The 16,856-nt window shown below is 70.9% G+C and carries 14 protein-coding genes and 1 pseudogene; 7 read left to right on the top strand and 8 right to left on the bottom strand.

All coding sequences use genetic code 11. The annotated features are described in order from the left end of the window. Positions 1–230 precede the first annotated feature (230 nt). Complete coding sequence (locus DIZ27_RS11295; protein WP_109378212.1) at positions 231–1,175, top strand: SDR family oxidoreductase; 945 nt, start codon at positions 231–233, stop codon at positions 1,173–1,175. A gap of 141 nt (positions 1,176–1,316) precedes the next feature. Further along, positions 1,317–1,640, top strand: coding sequence for a hypothetical protein (locus tag DIZ27_RS11300; RefSeq protein ID WP_109378213.1), 324 nt, complete (start codon positions 1,317–1,319; stop codon positions 1,638–1,640). Positions 1,641–1,918: 278 nt separating this feature from the next. Here the strand turns inward: DIZ27_RS11300 and DIZ27_RS11305 are convergent, their stop codons facing one another. Beyond that, on the bottom strand, positions 1,919–3,907 hold the full coding sequence (locus DIZ27_RS11305; RefSeq protein ID WP_109378214.1) for an ABC transporter ATP-binding protein: 1,989 nt from the start codon (positions 3,905–3,907) through the stop codon (positions 1,919–1,921). A 618-nt stretch (positions 3,908–4,525) separates the two neighbouring features. Further along, the gene (locus DIZ27_RS11315; protein WP_109378216.1) at positions 4,526–5,659 is read right to left on the bottom strand and encodes a glutathione-independent formaldehyde dehydrogenase; all 1,134 of its coding nucleotides are present in this window, start codon (positions 5,657–5,659) and stop codon (positions 4,526–4,528) included. A 163-nt stretch (positions 5,660–5,822) separates the two neighbouring features. On the opposite strand from DIZ27_RS11315, the gene DIZ27_RS11320 reads away from it, so the two are divergent. Next, positions 5,823–6,014, top strand: a complete 192-nt coding sequence (locus DIZ27_RS11320) for a hypothetical protein (protein ID WP_109378217.1) — start codon at positions 5,823–5,825, stop codon at positions 6,012–6,014. Positions 6,015–6,041: 27 nt separating this feature from the next. On the opposite strand, the gene glpK is transcribed toward DIZ27_RS11320, so the two are convergent. From glpK to modA, 5 genes are all read right to left on the bottom strand, one after another. Further along, positions 6,042–7,559, bottom strand: coding sequence for a glycerol kinase GlpK (gene glpK, locus DIZ27_RS11325; protein ID WP_109378218.1), 1,518 nt, complete (start codon positions 7,557–7,559; stop codon positions 6,042–6,044). 63 nt (positions 7,560–7,622) lie between these two features. Then, on the bottom strand, positions 7,623–8,513 hold the full coding sequence (locus DIZ27_RS11330; protein WP_109378219.1) for an MIP/aquaporin family protein: 891 nt from the start codon (positions 8,511–8,513) through the stop codon (positions 7,623–7,625). Between the two features lie 187 nt (positions 8,514–8,700). Next, positions 8,701–9,801 (bottom strand): ABC transporter ATP-binding protein, encoded by a 1,101-nt coding sequence (locus DIZ27_RS11335; protein WP_109378220.1) that lies wholly within the window; start codon positions 9,799–9,801, stop codon positions 8,701–8,703. Continuing rightward, a complete protein-coding gene (locus tag DIZ27_RS11340) occupies positions 9,798–10,661 on the bottom strand; it encodes an ABC transporter permease (protein WP_109378221.1) in 864 nt (287 codons plus the stop codon). Before DIZ27_RS11340 ends, DIZ27_RS11335 begins: the two co-directional genes overlap by 4 nt. Continuing rightward, complete coding sequence (gene modA, locus DIZ27_RS11345) at positions 10,658–11,473, bottom strand: molybdate ABC transporter substrate-binding protein (protein WP_109378222.1); 816 nt, start codon at positions 11,471–11,473, stop codon at positions 10,658–10,660. Before modA ends, DIZ27_RS11340 begins: the two co-directional genes overlap by 4 nt. A 341-nt stretch (positions 11,474–11,814) precedes the next feature. Here modA and DIZ27_RS11350 point away from each other — a divergent pair. From DIZ27_RS11350 to DIZ27_RS11365, 4 genes and pseudogenes are all read left to right on the top strand, one after another. Then, positions 11,815–13,345 (top strand): annotated as a pseudogene (locus DIZ27_RS11350) (polysaccharide lyase family 1 protein). A gap of 128 nt (positions 13,346–13,473) precedes the next feature. Continuing rightward, positions 13,474–14,697 (top strand): MFS transporter, encoded by a 1,224-nt coding sequence (locus DIZ27_RS11355; RefSeq protein ID WP_109378223.1) that lies wholly within the window; start codon positions 13,474–13,476, stop codon positions 14,695–14,697. A gap of 53 nt (positions 14,698–14,750) precedes the next feature. Then, positions 14,751–15,332, top strand: coding sequence for a sugar O-acetyltransferase (locus DIZ27_RS11360; RefSeq protein WP_109378224.1), 582 nt, complete (start codon positions 14,751–14,753; stop codon positions 15,330–15,332). A 12-nt stretch (positions 15,333–15,344) separates the two neighbouring features. Next, entirely contained in the window at positions 15,345–15,902 is a 558-nt protein-coding gene (locus DIZ27_RS11365) for a TetR/AcrR family transcriptional regulator (protein ID WP_109378225.1), read from the top strand. An 83-nt stretch (positions 15,903–15,985) separates the two neighbouring features. On the opposite strand, the gene DIZ27_RS11370 is transcribed toward DIZ27_RS11365, so the two are convergent. After that, positions 15,986–16,777 carry a GntR family transcriptional regulator gene (locus DIZ27_RS11370; RefSeq protein ID WP_109378226.1) on the bottom strand — a complete coding sequence of 264 codons (792 nt, stop codon included), beginning with the start codon at positions 16,775–16,777 and terminating at the stop codon, positions 15,986–15,988. Positions 16,778–16,856 lie beyond the last annotated feature (79 nt).

Here is a 16,856-nt window from a genome sequence, read left to right on the forward strand (position 1 = left end):
GTTCAGTGGTGGCGCCGGTGGTCTCGGCCTGTTTCACGGTATCCAGCGGGTCGAGCCGATCGGGCTCGCCCCACCTGGAGATGTGTGCTGGAGTGACTGGTGGGAGCGGCTGCGTGCTGCCCGGCCGTCAGGACTCCTGACGCCCGTACGACGCTCGATTCCCGTCGGCGAGGCCGACGGGAGCAGGGTGTGGTGACGTCCGTGACGGGCGGGGGAGAGGAGAGGAACGCATGCGCACCTTCACCGGCACACGCGTACACACCGCGGCTCACGACAGCCCCTTGCGCGGGCGCGTCGCCGTGGTGACCGGGGCGGCCCGCGGTGTCGGCGAAGCCCTCGCCCGGCGCCTGTCCGCGGACGGCATGCGCATCGCCCTGCTGGGCCGCGAGGAGAAGACCCTTCACCGGGCGGCGGCCGCACTGACCTCTCCGAGCGTCTGCGTCGAGACGGACGTGACCGACCAGGCCGCGCTCGACGAGGCCGCACGGCAGGTCGAGGAGCGGCTCGGGCCGGCCGTCGCCGTCGTGGCCAACGCGGGGATCGCCACGGGCGGCCCCTTCAGCCGTACGGCGGCCGACCTGTGGCGGCGCGTCGTCGACGTCAACCTCGTCGGGTCGGCGAACACGGCCAGGGCCTTCCTGCCGCAGCTCACCCGCACCCACGGCTACTTCCTGCAGATCGCCTCGACCGCCGCCTTCGGGTCCGCGCCCATGATGAGCGCGTACTGCGCGTCCAAGGCGGGCGCGGAGTCCTTCGCCCAGGCCCTGCGGGGTGAGGTGGAGCCCGACGGGGTAGCCGTCGGCATCGCCTACCTCCACTGGACCGGCACCGACATGGTCGTCGGCATCGACGACCATCCGGTCCTGCGGGCCCTGCGCCGGCACCAGCCGTGGTTCGCACGCCGGGTGCACAGCCCCGATCAGGTGGCCGACTGGCTCGCCACCGGCATCGCGCACCGCGCCTGGCACGTCTACGCCCCGCCGTGGCTGCGCTGGTGCCAGCCCCTGCGACCGATCTTCCCGTCCGTGGTCGCCCGCATCGCCCGCCGCGAACTGCGGGAGCCGTCCACCGGCGACCTCGGGGCCGATGTCGGAGTACTGGGCGCGGGCGGCCGCGCCGACTGGGAGACGTTCCTGTCCACCACCCGTTCCGAAACCGCTCCGGGACGGGAGTAGGGCGCCTGGCGGCGGACGGTCCCGGTCGAACGCCTTGAACGGCGTCCTCGTCGCTCCGACCGGACGATCGGGACAGCCGAGCGAGGTGGCGAGGGGCAGACGGGACAGCCGAGCGAGGCAGCGAGGGGCAGAAGGGACACCATGGACGCGGGCCGGGCTCCGGAGAAGACCCCCGACGGGCACTTCGTCGTCGTCCGGGGACGGAGACGGCGGGCGACGGATCCCTCCGTTCCGGAGGAGACCGCGGCCCGTCTGCGCCGTCACCTCATGGCGGCCCGGCGCGCGGTGCGGGCCGCGACGGCCGCGGGCGACGCCCGGGCCGAACGCTCCGCACGCGGTCGTGTCCACCGGGCGAAGGTGGCGTTGGGGGAGCGGGGCACACCGTGGTGGGAGCAGTCCGGGAGCGACCGCCGGCAGCGGTGGGAGCAGGGGCCGGCACAGCTCGACGCGGACGCGCCGCGCTGAGGGGCCGGCAGCGCCTCGGCTGCCGCGTCCACCGGACAGCGGAGGGGACGGACCGGTGACGCCGGCCGATCGTCGTCGCGGCCCCCGCACCGGACGTGGGTGGGTTGCCGCTCCCGCACGGCATGCGGCGCCCGCGGGTGTGTCCCGACCGGGGCCGGGTCGGCTGCTCGGTTCATGGGCTGTGCGCCGGTCGCGGGGCGGTGCGGGCCTCGGGCGTGGAGCCGCCGGGTGGTGGGAGGAGGGGCCGGCACGGTGAGCGGGCCTTTCGGGCGGAGGTTTCAGGCGGGGTCCGCGACGGGGGGTGAGGTGGGGCGGGGGATGGCGCCGACGGGGACGTACTGGGCCGCCTGGGCGTCGAACATCGCGGCGTAGCGCCCTCGGGCGGCCATGAGTTCGTCGTGGCTGCCGTGTTCGGCCAGGCGCCCCTGGTGCAGGACGTAGATGCGGTCGGCGTGGCGGACGCCGGACATGCGGTGCGTGACGAGGACGACGGCGCGGTTCGGTGCGGCGAGCCGGCGGATGCGGTCGAACGCCTCGATCTCGGCTTCCGGATCCAGGGCGGAGGTGGGTTCGTCCACGATGAGGACGCCGTCCGCCGACGAGGTGGAGCTGCGCCAGTGGGTGCGGGCCAGGCCGATCTTCTGCCATTCGCCGCCGGACAGTTCGACGGCTCCGCGGAACACGCGGGCCAGCAGGCTCTGCAGCCCGTCGGGGAGTTTGGCGACGACCGAGTCGGCCCTCGCGTAGTCGACGGACGCCTGCAGGTCCTCTGAGGAGGCGTCGTGGCCGGGGCGCCCGATGCGGATGTTCATCGCGGCCGTCACCGGCCAGCGTTGGAAGTCCTGGGTGAGCAGTGCGACGCGGTCGAAGACCTGGGAGCGTTCCAGGCCGGTGATGTCCGAGTCGCCCCACCGCACGGTTCCCTCCTGGGGCAGCAGCAGGCCCGAGAGGATCTTCATGAGGGTGCTCTTGCCGGAACCGTTCTCGCCCACCACGGCCGTGACCGAGCCCATGGGCAGGGTGAGCGTCACCTGGTCCAACGCGGGAGCCTCACGGTCGGGGTAGCGGTAGGTGACCTGGTCGAGAGAGACCTGTTCGACCTGTTTCGGGACCGGATCGCCGGTCCGGGGGAGGGCGTGTCGGGCGGCCTCGGTCAGGAAGCGTCCGTGATCGCGGACGTAGAGGGACTCCTCGTGCAGCGTGTTGATGTTCATCACCAGGGCGCCCAGGCTCGCCGAGCCGGAGCGGACGGCGATCACCGCGGTACCGGCCACCGCCAGGCTCATGTGCCCGCTCATGATCAGCCAGATCATGGTTCCGTAGGTGGCCGCCATCGCGACCCCGGACAGCGCGGCGGCCACCCACTCGGTGACCGCCTTGCTGGAGGCCAGCCGCTCCTGCTCGGCCTCGGCGCTTCGGGCCATGCGCTTGTACCGGCTCAGCAGGAAAGGACCGACACCGTGGATGCGCACCTCCTGGGCGGCGGTGCGCTCGGTCAGGAGATTGCCGATGAGGCGACTGGCCCGCACGTGCTCGACCCAGCTCATCACCGACACGTAGCGCTCCTGGGCCACACGCATGGCACCCCAGCCGCGCGGCGCGGCGATGAGGATCAGCATGGGCAGCAGCGCCGGGTGCAGGACGGTGAGCACGCCGGCCGTGGCCACCAGGGAGATGGTGCTGTTCAGCGCGGCGACACAGGCGCTGATCATGCGGCGGGCGGAGGCCGGGCCGTACTGGGCGATGTCGATCAGGCGGCGGAAGTCCGGGTCGTCGATGGCCTCCAGCTCGACGGAGACGGCGGCAGCCAGGTACTGGGTGGTGGCGATCCGTTCGACGAGCGGTTCCAGACGGCCCGCCCGGGACGTGGACCACCCGGCGAGAACCGAGTTGACGACGGCGATCGCGGCGATGGCGAGCAGACCGGGCAACAGGGCGTGCAGCCGTTCCACGGCATTGCCGGAGCCGAGGAGGGCGTGCATGACGGCGTTGACGGCAAGCAGCCCGACGGCAGCGGCGATGCCCTGCCCGACCTCGCTGATCCCGACGGCGATGAGCGCCCGGCGGTCTGCCTTCCACGCCATGCGCAGGGTCGCGCCGACCAGAGTCGGCATCGACCGGAGTGCGGACACCAGGGTCAAGTCCAGTTGAGCGTTCTCATGTTGGGACCAGCCCATGTCGTAGCGCAGCGGGCCGCCGAACAGTTCGCGCTCCGCGTCGGACACCTCCGGCTCGGCCGGCTGGACCTTCCCGAAGAACCTCTTCACAGCGCGCCTCCCCGCGTAGGCCGGTTCGGCGCCCTGTACGAAGGGCCGTGGGTGGGCAGTGGGAAGACGACAGCGCTGCGGCGACGTCCGCGAGCAGCGGGTGGCGGTTTCCGTAAACGCTGTGGGCCGGACTCCGACAAGGCCATCGCGCACCTCCGGGGGTGAATTCGCAGTTCGCCAGAGAGAGTTGCGCGGTGGCCGTTCCTTTGAACAGGGAGCAGTCACCACCGCCGGTTGCACACCCCCGGGTACACGCCCGCGCACACCCCGGCCTTGATCGGCTGCGGAGGGAGCAATAAGGGAGCAATAAGGGAGCAATGATGAGAAGGAACGCTGCAGACCGAACTCCGGCCCGCGTTCGTCAGGGCGTCGTTCCACTCGGTGCGGAAGCGGTGGCGGAGGCTCTTGGCGGCCCGCCACGCGTCGATGTCGGTCCGTTCGCCCCCGTCCCGCTCGAAGCGGATTGGGTCGGCCGCCAGTTCGGCGGACCGGGACAAACCCATGGGGGTGGGGTGAACGGCTCGGCCGGCACCGGTCGTTGGCCGGCGGGGAAAAGCGTGAGCACTCGAGCGGTTCGGTGCTCACGCTTTTCGTTTTTCGGGCCGGAGCGCCGTGGCGTTACGGGTGCAGCACCACCTTGGTGTAGCCCTCGATGCGCTTGTCGAACTTGTCGTAGGCCGACGCCGCCTGGTCCAGGGGCAGTTCGTGGGAGACGACGAAGCTGGGCTTCGCCCTGCCCTCGATGATCATGTCGCGCAGGTACCGGTTGTAGCGCTTCACGTTGCACTGTCCCGTACCCATCCGCAGGCCCTTCTCGAAGAGCTTGCCGATCGCGACGAGGAGCATGCCGCGCTTGGCCTGTTCGTCCGGGCCTCCGGGATCGGACGGGACGTAGAGGCCGGGCACGCCGAGCGCTCCGGTGGCCCGGACCGTACCGACGAGCGAGTTCAGGACGGTCGCCGGTTCTTCGTGGTCCGCGCCGTGCGCCGACGCCTGGTAGCCGACCGCGTCGACGCCCTTGTCCGTGCCGATGCCCTCGGTCTGGTCCTTGATCTGCTCCACCGGGTCGCCCTCGGCGAAGTTGATCGGAACCGCGCCTATCTCCTCGGCCTTCTGCAGCCGCTCGGGGACCCGGTCCACGGAGAACACCTTCTTCGCGCCGCGCAGCAGGGCCGAGTAGGCGGCCATCAGGCCGACCGGTCCCGCGCCGTACACCGCGACGCTCTCGCCGGGGCGGACCTGGGCGAGTTCACAGCCGTGGTAGCCCGTGGGGAAGATGTCCGCGAGCAGGATGAAGTCGGTCTCGTTCTCCTGTCCCTCCGGCAGCTTCAGGCAGTTGAAGTCGGCGTAGGGAACGCGCAGGTACTCGGCCTGGCCGCCCTTCCAGGGCCCCATGGCGACGTAGCCGTACGCGCCGCCCGGGAAGCCCGGGTTGACGGTCAGACAGTATCCGGTGAACCCCTCGACGCAGTTGGTGCAGAAGCCGCAGGCGACGTTGAAGGGCATGACCACGCGGTCGCCCTCCTTGAGCGAGGTGACGCCCTGGCCGACCTCCTCGATGATTCCCATGTTCTCGTGGCCGAAGACGATGCCGGGCTCGGCAGCGGTGCGGCCTTCGTACATGTGCAGATCGGAGCCGCATATCGCGGTGGAGGTGACCCGTACGATCACATCGTTCGGATGCTGGATGCTGGGCTTCTCGACTTCTTCGACCGCGACGCTGAACGGCTCCTTGTACACGACGGCCTTCATGGTTGCGACCTCCACTCGATGGCGTACGTGCTCGATCGCCACGCCCCCGCCCGCTGTCCGCGTGACTCATGTCTCATGATTCTCCGGTCCTCTCGATCGGGCAAACCGGTAATCTCCGGATATGTGAATATCCGGCGCCGTGCCGAGAAGGGAGTGGTGGAACATGGCAGCACAGAGGCTGGGGACCCTGCTCGTCCCCGTGCCGGGGTTGTCCGGCACCACGTACCCGCCGGGGACGGTCGTGACGGTCCGTGGTCGCGGCGCGACAGTGGACGCCTTCGTCAACGGCGACTGGCTCCCTTTGTCATGGTGGGAGTTCTCCGACGGCCTCCGCGAGGACATCGCCGACCGCTGAGAGCCGCACCGGCCGCCGGTGGTCGGGTCAGGTGACCTTGACCCAGTCCAGGGTGCGTTCCACGGCACGCTTCCAGTCCCGGTAGCCGTCCTGGCGCTGCTCCTCGCTCCACACCGGGCTCCAGCGCTTCGACTCCTGCCAGTGCGAGCGCAGCTCGTCGGTGTCGCGCCAGAACCCGGTGGCGAGCCCGGCGGCGTAGGCGGCGCCCAGCGCGGTGGTCTCGGCGACCACCGGACGGCTGACCGGCACACCCAGCACGTCGGCCTGGATCTGCATGCACAGATCGTTCGCGGTCACGCCGCCGTCGACCTTGAGCACGTCCAGGTGGACGCCCGAGTCCTGCTCCATGGCGTCGACCACGTCACGGCTCTGGTAGCAGATGGCTTCCAGCGTGGCCCGTGCGATGTGGCCCCCGGTGTTGTAGCGGGCCAGGCCGACCATGGCGCCGCGGGCGTCGGAGCGCCAGTACGGGGCGAACAGACCGGAGAAGGCCGGAACGAAGTACATCCCACCGTTGTCGTCCACCGAACGTGCCAGCTGCTCGCTCTCCGGGGCGCTCGTGATGATCTTCAACTGGTCGCGCAGCCACTGCACGGCCGCGCCGGTGACGGCGATGGACCCCTCCAGCGCGTAGACCGCCGGGCTGCCGGCGAACTGGTACGCCACCGTCGTCAGCAGCCCGTGCTGCGAACGCACCAGATCCGTACCGGTGTTGAGCACCAGGAAGTTGCCGGTGCCGTAGGTGTTCTTGGCCTCGCCGGGGGAGAAGCAGACCTGGCCGACGGTCGCCGCCTGCTGATCGCCGAGTACGCCGGTGATCGGAACGGCGGCACTCAGCGGCCGTGAGGTGCGGGCCTGGCCGTACGCCTCGGGATGGGACGAGGGGTTGATGGTGGGCAGCATCGCGCGCGGGATGCCGAAGACGTCCAGCAGTTCGTCGTCCCAGTCCAGGGTCTCCAGATTCATCAGCATGGTGCGGCTGGCGTTGGTCACGTCGGTGGCGTGCACCCCGCCGTTGGGTCCGCCGGTGAGGTTCCACAGCACCCAGGCGTCCGTGTTGCCGAACAGGGCGTGGCCCGCCTCGGCGGCCTCGCGCAGTCCGTCCACGTTCTCCAGCAGCCACTTGATCTTGCCGCCGGAGAAGTAGGTGGCCGGCGGCAGGCCGGCCTTGTGGCGGATGACCTCGCCGTGGCCGTCACGCTCGAGGGCGGCGGCGATGCTGTCGGTGCGGGTGTCCTGCCAGACGATGGCGTTGTAGTACGGACGGCCGTTGCGCGGGTCCCAGACCACGGTGGTCTCGCGCTGGTTGGTGATGCCGATGGCCCTGAGGTCGGTGGCCGACAGGTTCCCGGCACGGAGGGCGTTCTGGATCACCGTGTTGGTACGTTCCCAGATCTCCACCGGGTCGTGCTCGACCCACCCCGACCGCGGCAGGATCTGGCGGTGCTCGAGCTGGTGCCTCGCCACCTCGTTCCCGTCGTGGTCGAAGATCATGAAGCGTGAGCTGGTGGTGCCCTGATCCACCGCGCCGACGAATTCGGGCATCGTGGCCACTCTCCTCATGGTCGTACGGGAAGGGGCGCGGGAATGTCCGCCCGCGGCAGGGCCCTAGGAGGGCTCCTCTGTGGCCGGGCCTTCCTCGGTCGCACCGAGCCGGGCCTTGAGCACCGGGCTGATGAGCAGGTCGTAGACGACGGTCCCGATGACTCCGCCGATGAGGGGGCCGACAATGGGGATCCACCAGTAGCCGCTGAACCATTGGTAGGTTCCGGGTAGGGCGATGGAGCCCCAGCCTTCGAAATAGGTGAAAAGCCTGGGGCCGAAGTCCCGGGCGGGGTTGATTGCATATCCGGCGTTGGTGCCGAATGTGAAACCGATCCCGACGACGATCAGGCCGATGAGGAACGGGCCGAGATTGGACCCGGGAGCCAGGTTTCGGGTGTCGATGAGCGCGCAGATCAGCAGCAGTAGAATCCCGGTGCCGATGATTTGGTCGAGCAGGGGACCCCACCAGGAATTTCCGAAGTATTCGGCGGGGAATGTGGCGAAGATCGAAAATGTCGCCAGTGAATCGTCCCGCGGGATTCCCGCCTTGGCGTTGGCCGCGTCGATCGCCCACCGGTAGGACGCGTAGACGAGCGCGGCGCCGACGAACGCCCCCGCGACCTGCGCCAGCCAGTAGGGCAGGACCTTCCGCCAGGGGAAGTCCCGCCGGACGGCGAAGCCCAGCGTCACCGCGGGATTGATGTGGGCGCCGCTGACACCGCCGGCCACATAGATGCCGAACACCACGGCGAGACCCCAGCCCCACGAAATGATGATCCAGTTGGCGGGACCGAAGGCCGCCGTTTCTCGACCTGATCCGGGCAGGCCGACAACGGCGACGGCCACCGACCCGGCACCCAGGAGAATCAGGACGAACGTTCCCAGGAATTCTGCGATCATCTCGCCGGCGAGGCCTTCTCGATAGCCGCGTCGACGGGCAATGCGTTCAGCCATCGGTTCTCCTCGGCTGGAATGGCACAGTCTTGCCCCCATTACCGGAAGCTTATGGTCGCCGGGGGCATCCCGCCTGCGCGGCGCCGGAATTCCCTCCCATGGAGTAATGGCGCCTTTCCGTTCTCGGCTCGAGGTGATCCGGCCGGAGCGGCGAGGAAGCCGCGCCGGGCGTGTTGCCTGTGGCCGGTCAGACCGGGTAGGCGTGGGTCTGGGCCGCCTTCACCGTGGCCCAGACGTCCGTGCCGGGGTGCAGACCGAGTTCGGCGGCGGCGACCGTGGTGAGGTCGGCGGTCAGGGGAAGCTCTCCGGCGAGGGCGACGCGGATCTGGTCGCCGTGGGTTTCCATGCCGGTGACCTCGCCGTGCCAGAGGTTGCGGGCGCTGGAGCCGGTGGGGCGGTCCCGGTGCAGGGTGACCGCGCCGGGCGGGAACGCGACGAAGACCTGGCCGGTGAGGTCCTCGGTGGTGGTGAGCGTCGGACCGGACTCCAACCGCACGGTGTGGCCCCGGGCCCGGCCGGTGTAGAGGTTCAGACCGACCAGTCGGGCGATGTAGTCGGTGCGCGGGCGGCGGGCGATGTCCTGGGGCGTTCCCTCCTGGACGACCCTGCCGTGCTCGACGACCACCAGGCGGTCGGCCAGCACCATCGCGTCCAGCGGGTCATGCGTGACCAGGACGGCGACGGCCTCGAACGCGGCCAGGTGGCGCCGGAGCTGGGCGCGGACGTCGAGGCGGGTGCGGGCGTCCAGGGCGGCGAGGGGTTCGTCGAGGAGGAGCAGGCGGGGGTGGGTGGCCAGGGCGCGGGCCAGGGCGACGCGCTGGGCCTGGCCGCCGGAGAGGCGACGGGGCTTGGCACCGGTGTGGTCCGCCAGACCCATGCGCTCCAGCCACTCGGCGGCCGTCGCCCGTGCCTGCGCCTTCGTGGCGCCCTGGCAGCGGGGACCGAAGGCCACGTTGTCCAGCGCGGTCAGGTGGGGGAAGAGCAAGTAGTCCTGGAAGACCACGCCGACGGGGCGGGATTCGGGTGGCGTACGGTCCAGCCGCGCACCGTCCAGGTGCAGATGGCCGGCGGTGAGGGGCGCGAGGCCCGCGAGGGCGCGCAGGGCCGTGCTCTTGCCGGCGCCGTTCGGACCGAGCAGGGCGACGACCTCGCCCGGGGCGGCGGTGAGCGCGATGTCGAGTCGGAAGGTGCCGTGGTCGACGACGAGCCGGGCGTCGAGGCCCTCGGGTCCGGGGGCGCCGGGGCCGTCGCCGGTGAGGTCGTGCCGGGGCTTGTCGGTACGGATCATGAGGCGGTCATCCAGCGGTCGCGCAGTCCGGCCAGCACCGCGATCGAGACGGCGAGCAGGACCAGGCTGAGGGCGATGGCCGCCTCCGGGTCGCTCTGCAGGGCGAGGTAGACCGCCAGCGGCATGGTCTGGGTGCGGCCGGGGAAGTTGCCGGCGAAGGTGATCGTCGCCCCGAACTCGCCCAGCGCCCGCGCCCAGGCCAGCACGGAGCCCGCCGCGATGCCCGGCGCGATCAGCGGCAGGGTGACCCGGCGGAACGCGGTGAAGCGGGAGGCGCCCAGGGTGGCCGCGGCCTCCTCGTAGCGGGGGTCGGCGGCGCGCAGGGTGCCCTCGACGCTGATGACCAGGAACGGCATCGCCACGAACGCCTCCGCGAGCACGACACCGGCGGTGGTGAAGGGCAGAGTGATGCCGAACCAGGCGTCCAGCCACTGCCCGACGATGCCGTTGCGGCCCAGCGCCATCAGCAGGGCCACCCCGCCCACCACCGGGGGCAGCACCAGGGGCAGCGTCACCAGGGCCCGGACCAGGCCGCGGCCCGGGAACTCGACCCGGGCCAGCAGCCAGGCCAGCGGCACGCCGATCACCAGGCTCACCGCCGTCGCCGCGGTGGCGCACACCAGGGAGAGCCGCAGGGCCTGCCACACCTCGGGGCTGGTCAACTGCTCGGGCAGGCTCGACCAGGGGGCCCGGACCAGCAGGCCGAGCAGGGGCACCACCAGGAACGCCAGGCCGATCAGCGCGGGTACGAGCAGTGGCAGCGGTACACCCCGGCCGCCGCCCGCCGGTGTGCGGCGGAACCGCGGACCGGCGCCCTTGCGGGCGGCGGCCGGGGCGCCCGGGGTGCCCGCGGAGGTCACGAGGTGAGGAACCCTGCGTCGGCCAGGACCTTCTGGCCCTCCTCGGATCGCACCAGCGCGATGAACGCCTCGGCCGCCCCGGCGTTGGGCGCCTCCTTGAGCAGGGCGATCGGGTAGTCGTTGACGGCCTGCGCGGCCTCGGGGAAGTCCACGCCCTCCACCTTGTCACCCGCCGCGAGCACATCGGTCCGGTACACGAGGGCGGCGTCCGCCTCCTTCAGCTCGACCTTCGTCAGGGCGCTCTTGACGTCCTGCTCGTACGACACCGGGGTGAGCTCCAGACCACTGGCGTCCAGCGCCTTCTGCGCGGCGGTCCCGCACGGCACCTCCTTGTCGCACAGGACGACCTTCAGCTTCGAGCCGGTCAGGTCCTTCAGCGAGGAGACGCCCTCCGGGTTGCCCGGCAGGGTGGCGATCTCCAGCCGGTTGCGGACGAAGGTGGCCGGGGCGCCGGAAACGTCCCCCGCGTCCGTGACGGTCTTCATCGTCCTGGGGCTGGCGGAGGCGAAGACGTCGGCGGGGGCGCCACTGGTGATCCCGGCGGCGAGGCTGTCGCTGCCGCCGAAGTTGAACGTGACCTCGGTGCCGGGGTGGTCCTTCTCGAACTTCTCGCCCAGCGTCGTGAAGCTCTCCGTGAGGGAGGCGGCGGCGAAGACGGTCACCGTGCCGGACGGCTTGCCGGACGAAGAGCCCGAGGAGGGGGCGTCGGGGGACGGCGAGCAGGCGGTCACGGCGCCCAGGAGCAGCAGCGCGGTGGTGCCCGCACCGGCCACCCGCCTCGTCCGGCGGGTCCGGGGAGCGGGACGGGTCATCACAGGGCTTCTCCCTCTGCCTACTGCTTGCTTCTCACGGACCGGTCCAGGGGAACGCGTCCGCTGATCATACTGCCGCAGATGCGAGGGGGAAATCCCTTGCTGATGCGCACCCGCTGCCGAAACCCTGCATCAGGGCTGCATGTGCGGCTTCGGGGGAAGGTGAACGACGTCTGGTGTATGAGATACGAACAGGCGCACTCATGACGTCCGGAGCCTTGTCAGTCCGGACGGGGGCGCCCTATTCTCGCGGCGAGAAAGCGCTTTCCATCGGGTCGACGGCGTTCGACGGCACTCTGCATGACATGCCCATGACGTTAAATGAACAGGGAGAGCTCCGCATGAAGAGATCAGCAGCGCTGCGGTTCCACGCGACACTGGCCACGGCGGCCCTCGCGGCCGCGACCGGACTGGTGGTGTCGATGCCCTCGGCGTCGGCCGCGACCGGCAGCGCCACCGGCTACGCGACCCAGAACGGCGGGACCACCGGCGGCGCGGGCGGGCAGACGGTCCGGGCCACCACGGGCACCGCGATCCACACCGCCCTGTGCAACCGCGCCAGCAGCAGCACCCCGATCATCATCGAGGTCCAGGGCACCATCAATCACGGCAACACCAGCAAGGTGTCGGGCAGCAGCTGCAACACCGCCGCCGGTGTGATCGAGCTCAAGCAGACCAGCAATGTCACGATCGTCGGGGTCGGCAGCGGTGCCGTCTTCGACCAGCTGGGCATCCACATCCGGGAGGCCCGCAACATCATCATCCAGAACGTGACCGTCCGGAACGTCAAGAAGTCCGGCTCGCCCACCTCCAACGGCGGCGACGCCATCGGCATGGAGAGCGACGTCCGCAACGTCTGGGTCGACCACGTCACCCTGGAGGCGTCCGGCGGGGAGTCGGAGGGCTACGACGGCCTCTTCGACATGAAGGACAACACCCAGTACGTGACCCTGTCGTACAGCACCCTGCGCAACTCCGGCCGCGGTGGCCTCATCGGATCCAGCGAGAGCGACCGCTCCAACGGCAACATCACGTTCCACCACAACCTGTACGAGAACATCGACTCCCGTGCGCCGCTGCTGCGGGGCGGCATCGCCCACATGTACAACAACCACTACAAGCGCCTCAACGACTCCGGCATCAACTCCCGGGCCGGGGGCACGCGCCAAGGTGGACAACAACTACTTCGAGGACTCCAAGGACGTCCTCGGCACCTTCTACACCAGCGAAGCCGGCTACTGGCAGGTCGGCGGCAACATCTTCGACAACGTGACCTGGTCCGCCCGCAGCGGCGACAACCAGCCCGCCGGCCCCAACCCGACGTCCAACACCTCGGTCGGCATCCCCAACCCCTACAAGCTCGACGCCGCCAACTGCGTGCCGGACGTGGTGAACCGGACGGCGGGCGCCAACAAGGGCCTGAAGGTGTCGGACGGCAACTGCACGCCGCAGAACCCCGCCCCGACCGACCCCACGAACCCCACCGACCCGACCGATCCCCCCACCGGGACCAACCTCAGCCGGGGTGCCGGTGCCGACGGCTCCAGCAAGGCCAGTGGGACGAGCTACGGCAACGTGATCGACGGCAACCTCGGCACCTACTGGTCGCCGAGCGGCTCGACCGGTTCCGTCTCGGTCAAGTGGTCGTCCGACACCGCGGTGTCGAAGGCCAACATCCGGGAGGCGTCGGGCTCCGAGGGCGCCGTCCGGTCCTGGCGGCTCCTCAACCACGACACCGGTGCCGTCCTGGCCTCCGGCAGCAGCGCGGGCGTCGTCTCCTTCGCGCGGACCTCGCTGCGCAAGATCACCTTCGAGATCACCGGCTCGAACGGCACGCCGCGGATCGCCGAGTTCGAGACCTACAACGGATAGGGGCGGGTGAGTCACCGTCCCGCCCGTCGGGTGCCGAGCACCGGCTCGGCACCCGACGCCTCGTGTTTTCGGACAGTGCCGCCCGAAAAGAGTGTACGTTCGTACGCTCCCTGGATAAGGTCAGGCACATGACCACTGACGTACTGCGCCGGCCCGCCCTGGCCGAGCGGCAGGCTCGCGCAGCCGTTGCCGTCCTCTTCTTCACCAACGGGGCCCTGTTCGCGAACCTTCTGCCCCGCTATCCGCAGATCAAGGCGGATCTCGGCATCGGCAACGCCGCCTACGGGCTGGCCGTCGCGGCGTTCCCGACGGGGGCCATCGTCGCCGGTCTGGCGGCGGGGGTCCTCATCCGCCGCCTGGGGTCGGCCCGGGTGGCGGTGGTGAGCACCCTGCTGACCGGAGCGGGGATCCTCGTCGCGGGCGTGGCGCCTTCGGTGGTGCTGTTCGCGGGAGCGCTGTTCCTGGCCGGAGCGATGGACGCGATCACCGATGTCGCGCAGAACGCCCACGGCCTGCGGGTGCAGCGCCGCTACGGGCGCTCCATCATCAACTCCTTCCACGCCATCTGGTCGATCGGAGCCGTCACCGGCGGCTCCATGGCCGCCGCCGCCATAGCGCTCGACCTCTCGCGCGGGGCGCACCTGACGATCTCGGGGGTGGTGTTCGGTCTCGCCGCCTGTGTCGCCCTGCGGTTCGCCCTGCCCGGACCCGACACCGAGCCGGTCGAGGACACGGACGAGAAGGGCGCCGAGAGCGGGGCGCCGCAGCGGAACGGGCGCCCGGCCGTGGCCTCACGCGTCCGCTACGTGATGATCGCGCTCGTCCTCATCGCGACGGCCGGCACGCTCGTCGAGGACGCGGGCAACTCCTGGGCCGCGCTCTACCTCTCCGGCTCGCTGAACGCCTCGGCGGCGCTGGCGGCGTCCGGCTTCATCGCCCTGGTGGGCGCCCAGTTCGTCGGCCGGATCCTCGGCGACCGGCTCGTCGACCGGTTCGGCCAGCGCGCGGTGGCCCGCGCCGGCGGCCTCATCACCGCGGTCGGCATGGGGCTGGCGCTGGCCGTGCCCACGGTGCCCGGAACGATCCTCGGCTTCGCCGCGGCCGGGTTCGGCGTGGCGACGCTGGTGCCCGCGGCGATGCTCGAGGCCGACGAGCTGCCCGGCCTCAAGCCCGGATCGGGGCTCACGATCGTCTCCTGGCTGATGCGGCTGGGATTCCTGCTCTCCCCGCCGGTCGTCGGGCTCGTCGCCGACGAGGCCGGCCTTCGGCTGGGGCTGGTGGTGGTGCCCCTCGCGGGCGCGCTCGTGGTCGTGTGCGCGGGGGTGCTGCGGGCCGGCAGCGTCAAGCGGTAGTCCTGGGCGCAGGGAGTGTACGTTCGTACGCTTCGGGGTGTACCGTCGTTCCCATGGCGACGGACTACTTCGCACAGGACCCCCGTACCCACCTGGAACGGATGCAGGCGGGCGACCTCTACATCGCCGACGACCCCGAGATCGCCCGCCGGCAGCAGCAGGCCGTACGTCTGGCCGCCCGCTACCAGGCGGCCTATGCCGAGGACGCCGAGGCGGCGGGACCGATCCTCGCCGAACTGCTCGGTGCGGTGGGCGAGCAGGCGCACGTGCGTCCGCCCCTGTACGTCGACTACGGCAGCAACATCACCATCGGGGCGCGCACCTTCGTCAACTACAACCTGACCGCGCTGGACGTCGCCGCCATCAGCATCGGCGAGGACTGCCAGATCGGCCCCGGCGTCCAGCTCCTCACCCCCACGCACCCCCTGGAACCGCAGCCCCGGCGCGACAAGCTGGAGGCCGCGCAGCCGATCACCATCGGCGACAACGTCTGGATCGGCGGGGGAGCCGTCGTGCTGCCCGGCGTGACCATCGGGGACAACTCCGTGATCGGAGCGGGTTCGGTCGTCACCAAGGACGTGCCGGCGAACGTGGTCGCCGTCGGCAGTCCCGCCCGTCCGGTCCGGACCCTCTGAGGCACGACGCCCATGGCCACCGGACACACCGACCCGCAGCGGCGCGCACGCATCATCGCCGCCACCCTCGACCTCATAGCCGAGGAGGGGCTCGCGGCGGTCTCCCACCGCAAGATCGCCAAGCGGGCCGGGGTGCCGCTGGGGTCGATGACGTACCACTTCAGCGGGATCGACGAGTTGCTGCGGGAGGCGTTCAGCGACTTCACCGGCCACATAGTCGCCGTGTTCGACACGTACCTCGCGGCGCCGACCGGCCGGGAGGAGGCCCGTACGGCCGTGGCCGACCTCGTCCACGCCCTGTCCGAGGGCAGCTCGCGCGACCTCGTGCTGACCCAGGAGCTGTACTCGCTCGCCGCCCGCCGGCCCGCCTACCGGGAGCTCACCCATGAGTGGATGCGTCGCAGCCGCAGCCACCTCGAGAAGCACTTCGACCCGGACACCGCCCGCCAACTAGACGCGCTCATAGAGGGATTGACGCTCCATCGTGCCCTGTCCCGGGAACCGCACGACCGGTCCCTGACCCTCGAGGCGATCGCCCGCATCACCACGACGGACCGCCGGGAGCCCTGAGCGGCGCCGCGCCCGGCCGGCCCCCCAGCCGCCCGTGCGGCACAGTCCTGACCACTGTGCCGCACGGGCCCGACCGGTACGGTTCACGGTGCCAACGGTGTCCGAGGTACCGGAGGCGTCGGCGGCGTCAGGGTCGCCGTGAACCGGTAGCGCGAGCCGCGGTACACCGCGCGGACCCACTCGACCGGTGTGCCCCGTTCGTCCCGTGAGTGGCGGGACAGCAGCAGCATCGGCAGGCCCACGTCCGTGTGGAGCAGGCCGGCCTCCCGCGGTGTGGCGGGGGAGGTCTCGATGGTCTCGTCGGCCTCCGCCAGGCGCACCCCGTACACCTCGGCGAGCGTCGCGTAGAGCGAGGTGCGGCGGGCCAGGTTCCGGCGCAGGCCGGGGAAGCGGCGTGCGGACAGATGGGTCGCCTCGATCGCCATGGGCTCGCCCCCGGCCAGCCGCAACCGCTCCACGCGCAGCACGCGGTCACCCCGTTCCACCCCGAGCAGGGCCGCCAGCTCCTCGCCGGCCGCGATGTGGTCGATGTCCAGGACCCGGGAGGCGGCGGTGAGCCCCTGGTTGCGCATGTCCTCGGTGTACGAGGTCAGTTGGAGGGTCCGATAGATCTTGGGGCGGGCGACGAAGGTGCCCTTGCCCTGGATGCGGACCAGCCGCCCTTCGCTCACCAGCTCCTGCAGCGCCTTGCGCACGGTGGTGCGGGAGGTGCGGAACTCGAGGGCGAGGAAGCGCTCGGCCGGCATCGGCGATCCCGGCGCGCGCGCCTCGGTCATCCGCAGTAACCGCTGCTTGACTCGGTAGTACTTCGGCACGCGGTCGGTGCGGTCCGGTGTCCCCGTGACGGTCTGGGCGCTGCTGAGGTCGGTGCTCATGACCTGCCTTCCGGCTGCGGTGTCCGGCGTGCGGGCGGCAGGCGCCGACCGCGGTGCACGTCGGCGGGCGGCCGGGTTC

This window comes from Streptomyces sp. NWU339, from assembly GCF_003143855.1.
Taxonomy (GTDB): domain Bacteria; phylum Actinomycetota; class Actinomycetes; order Streptomycetales; family Streptomycetaceae; genus Streptomyces.

Bases quoted from the DNA above. Each gene is read 5' to 3' on its own strand.
- DIZ27_RS11330 (WP_109378219.1), bottom strand. From the start codon at position 8,513: ATGGCTGAACGCATTGCCCGTCGACGCGGCTATCGAGAAGGCCTCGCC.
- DIZ27_RS11295 (WP_109378212.1), top strand. From the start codon at position 231: ATGCGCACCTTCACCGGCACACGCGTACACACCGCGGCTCACGACAGC.
- glpK (WP_109378218.1), bottom strand. From the start codon at position 7,559: ATGCCCGAATTCGTCGGCGCGGTGGATCAGGGCACCACCAGCTCACGC.
- modA (WP_109378222.1), bottom strand. From the start codon at position 11,473: ATGACCCGTCCCGCTCCCCGGACCCGCCGGACGAGGCGGGTGGCCGGT.
- DIZ27_RS11370 (WP_109378226.1), bottom strand. From the start codon at position 16,777: ATGAGCACCGACCTCAGCAGCGCCCAGACCGTCACGGGGACACCGGAC.
- DIZ27_RS11355 (WP_109378223.1), top strand. From the start codon at position 13,474: ATGACCACTGACGTACTGCGCCGGCCCGCCCTGGCCGAGCGGCAGGCT.
- DIZ27_RS11360 (WP_109378224.1), top strand. From the start codon at position 14,751: ATGGCGACGGACTACTTCGCACAGGACCCCCGTACCCACCTGGAACGG.
- DIZ27_RS11365 (WP_109378225.1), top strand. From the start codon at position 15,345: ATGGCCACCGGACACACCGACCCGCAGCGGCGCGCACGCATCATCGCC.
- DIZ27_RS11315 (WP_109378216.1), bottom strand. From the start codon at position 5,659: ATGAAGGCCGTCGTGTACAAGGAGCCGTTCAGCGTCGCGGTCGAAGAA.
- DIZ27_RS11335 (WP_109378220.1), bottom strand. From the start codon at position 9,801: ATGATCCGTACCGACAAGCCCCGGCACGACCTCACCGGCGACGGCCCC.
- DIZ27_RS11300 (WP_109378213.1), top strand. From the start codon at position 1,317: ATGGACGCGGGCCGGGCTCCGGAGAAGACCCCCGACGGGCACTTCGTC.
- DIZ27_RS11320 (WP_109378217.1), top strand. From the start codon at position 5,823: ATGGCAGCACAGAGGCTGGGGACCCTGCTCGTCCCCGTGCCGGGGTTG.